Raw genomic sequence first — 3,082 nt, forward strand, 5'->3', positions numbered from 1 at the left:
ACCTTCATAGAGCGTTTTAGATGTTTTAAAAAGAAAAAACACGCCTACTATCAAAAGAGCGATGATACCACCACTCTCAAGTATTTTTAAAAGTTCATTGTCCATTGTTTAACGCCTCCATGCCATAGTTTAACTCCATAATATATAGATATAGCTCCCATACCATATCACTAGCCTCTTTTTCGTTTGTAGCCCTTTTACTAAAATCAATCTTAGTTGGCTGATATAGGCTCATTGGTATATGAGCTTTTGGCGTTGCTTGTGGTTGCGTTATTCTCACGCTCCCACAACCGCTCATAAACAGCATTAACAGCGTCAATACAGCTATTTGTATTATTTGAAACTTCTTTGACATATACCCTTTCTATCTCCTTCTTGCTCTTTAATTCGCTTAAGCTCTCTAGCCCTTTTGAGAATTCCAAATTTAGCTTTTCTATCTCATCTTGCCACCTCTCATTAGCCTTAGTAACTAAGAGATTTATAGTGTGTTGCTCTTTTAGCTCATCTTGTAAGCTATCATTTTGCCACCATAATAGGGCTAAGATTAGCCCCATAATACCATAGCCCCAAATCACTGCGTGGCCTCTTTTGGCACTTTAACCTTAACATTAGCTAGGTCGTGCGTCTCATAGTCATAGCTCCCACCAGCATACATTACAGTTGATACTACCGCATCATCTACTAAGATATCATACCCAGTAGCCTTTCCGTGTCCATATGGACTTTGGATATATTGCACCTTAGCTGGGACAAAGCTACACTCAAACTCTAAATGTACAACCCCACTACCTGTGAGATACTCATTGTTATATCCACCAGCAGCTGTATAGAACATCATCTTTTCAAATAGATAATTTCCACTATATTGAGGTGATATTCTCTTAGCTATTACCTTATACTCATTAGCAGCTTCATAGTCATAATCAGCTGGGATAGTATTAGCTACTTCAGTTTTTTCACTCTCATTTTTAGTTAGGATAAATGTAGCTACATTATCGCCACTAGTTACTTGAACATATTTAGGATATAGCCTAGCACCTTCGTGATTGAAAAACTCAACATTACTTATACCAGTACCATAGCTATCAGTATGTATTGCTATACCTTTTAGAGTGAATTTAAATGGCTTATCACCACTTACTTCTCCTATTAAGTCTAATAATTTACCTATAGTATAGTTAGGCTCATACTGTGATGGTACTATATTCCAAGCCTTAGCTAACTCTACATACTTATCACCATTTAGATTTAAGTTCATCTTATTAAAGTCTAATGATATAACCCTACTCTTATCGCCTTCATTAGCTGCTAGCTCCTCAGAGTAGAGCTCCCCAGCACTAACTACAAAGCTAGATTTAGTAATCAAATGGGTATTATTAGCATATCCTGTTCTTATCTCTAGCTTAGCTGGGGTAAAATCTTTAATAGTTATAGTTACTTCATCTTTATTTGCGGCACTACTAGCACTACACCAGCCACTACTACTACTAAATCTAGCACCTATTCTATATGCATTAAAGCCACTAAATGCTGATGTTGCCTTTATATCCACTTCTATCTCATCTTCGCCCTTGCTCCACTCACTACTTGTAGCACTCACGCTGCTTAGCTCAGGGATTACCCCATCATCTTTGGCTTTATAGACTAGCTTAGCATTAGTTAGTGAGCTATCGGTATAGCTATGCATTACATATTGCTTACCATCGCTACCATAAAGCTTTAGCTCACTTAGTGTTGCATAGCTATCATTTATACACTCTTTAATCTTTATCTTAACCACCGTATCACCACTGCGTTCTTTTAGGCTATAGTCTGAGTATATAGCAAGGCTTTTTGGCAAGCTAGCCCCACTAGAGCTATAGTTTAGCATCGCAGCTACTTGAGCGTATGTTGCACCTTGCATATTTGAGGCTAGATTTGCTACTACGCTACTTAGATTAGTGATGGTTTCATTAGAGGTTATAGCTGTTTGTAGCTGCTTAGCATCTAGTGAGCCACCACCTGTAGGAATGCTAGTAATAGCCTCTTGCAATTCCTCTTTAGTGGCTAAAGTAGCTAACTCTGCTTTAGTAGCTAAGCTCTCTAGACTACTTATATCAGCTTTAGCCCTTAGCTCATCTTTGGTTGCTAGATTTGCTATATCATCTACCCTTACAAAGCCATCTAGATTTACACTACCACCACTTACTGCAGTAGCTACTTTTTCATCTACCTCACTTTTAGTATATACTAAGGTACTTAGCTCATCTTTAGTAGCAAATGTAGCCTTATCAGTAGTATATGTAGAGCTATCTAGCTTAGCACTTACTTCATCTTTAGTAGCTAGATTAGTTAAAGCCTCATCTACTTCATCTTTGCTATATACTTCGGCTCTATCTACTTTATTAATGAGTGCTTGAGAGATTAGGGTTTGGATTTGCTCTTGGCTCATACCACTACCATTTAGCTCTACTGACCCACCAGCTACAACGCCTTTTAGCATATCCTTTGTAGCGTAGTTATTCTCTAGTACATTTGTATCTAATCTTAGCATAGCCTTTAGAGCATCATCAACTACCCAAAAGGTCTCCTTGGTTACAGTATTAAATACTTCAGCTATATATGCTTTTTCTATATCTGCGTTATGTTTATCATTTAATACCTTAATTACAGAGTTTATTAGATTTTCTTTGCTCATTTGTAAATCACGGTCATTTATGACTACTAATACTCTTTGTGTTATCATTATTACCTCCTATTATTTTTACCTATTTTTAAACACTTTAAACTTATGGTACCACTTCACCCAAAAGTAAAATAATTTAGCTTTCCACTTAGGCACCCCTATATCAATCATAGCGTCATAGAAGTATCTATCAGCCATCTCATACCCATACTCACTCACATTAGCACACATATAGTCGTGTATCACCACAGCACTAAGGTATTCAGGCGAATTTGGTGGGAAAAGGCTCCAAAAAAGCCTTGGTATATTAGCCCCATTTGTTACAAAGCCTTTAGGGATTGTATATCCATAGCATTTAAAATCCTTATACACTCTAAACCTATCTTTGGCTATTGGCTGGACTACTACCCTATCCAT

Annotated in this window: 4 protein-coding genes; all 4 read right to left on the reverse strand. The window is 37.2% G+C overall.

The genetic code is table 11. The features are described from left to right. Positions 1-94: 94 nt before the first annotated feature. Positions 95-235 (reverse strand): hypothetical protein, encoded by a 141-nt coding sequence (locus CSUIS19072_RS08265; protein ID WP_180380068.1) that lies wholly within the window; start codon positions 233-235, stop codon positions 95-97. After that, positions 213-575, reverse strand: coding sequence for a hypothetical protein (locus tag CSUIS19072_RS08270; RefSeq protein ID WP_086293454.1), 363 nt, complete (start codon positions 573-575; stop codon positions 213-215). The genes CSUIS19072_RS08265 and CSUIS19072_RS08270 overlap by 23 nt, the downstream gene beginning before the upstream one ends. After that, positions 572-2,725 (reverse strand): hypothetical protein, encoded by a 2,154-nt coding sequence (locus tag CSUIS19072_RS08275; RefSeq protein WP_086293455.1) that lies wholly within the window; start codon positions 2,723-2,725, stop codon positions 572-574. Before CSUIS19072_RS08275 ends, CSUIS19072_RS08270 begins: the two co-directional genes overlap by 4 nt. An 18-nt stretch (positions 2,726-2,743) precedes the next feature. Beyond that, positions 2,744-3,082 (reverse strand): DUF1353 domain-containing protein (locus CSUIS19072_RS08280; protein ID WP_086293457.1); only part of this gene is annotated, 339 nt, incomplete at its 5' end.

The organism is Campylobacter sp. RM19072 (genome assembly GCF_024723485.1).
GTDB classification, from domain to species: Bacteria; Campylobacterota; Campylobacteria; order Campylobacterales; family Campylobacteraceae; genus Campylobacter; species Campylobacter porcelli.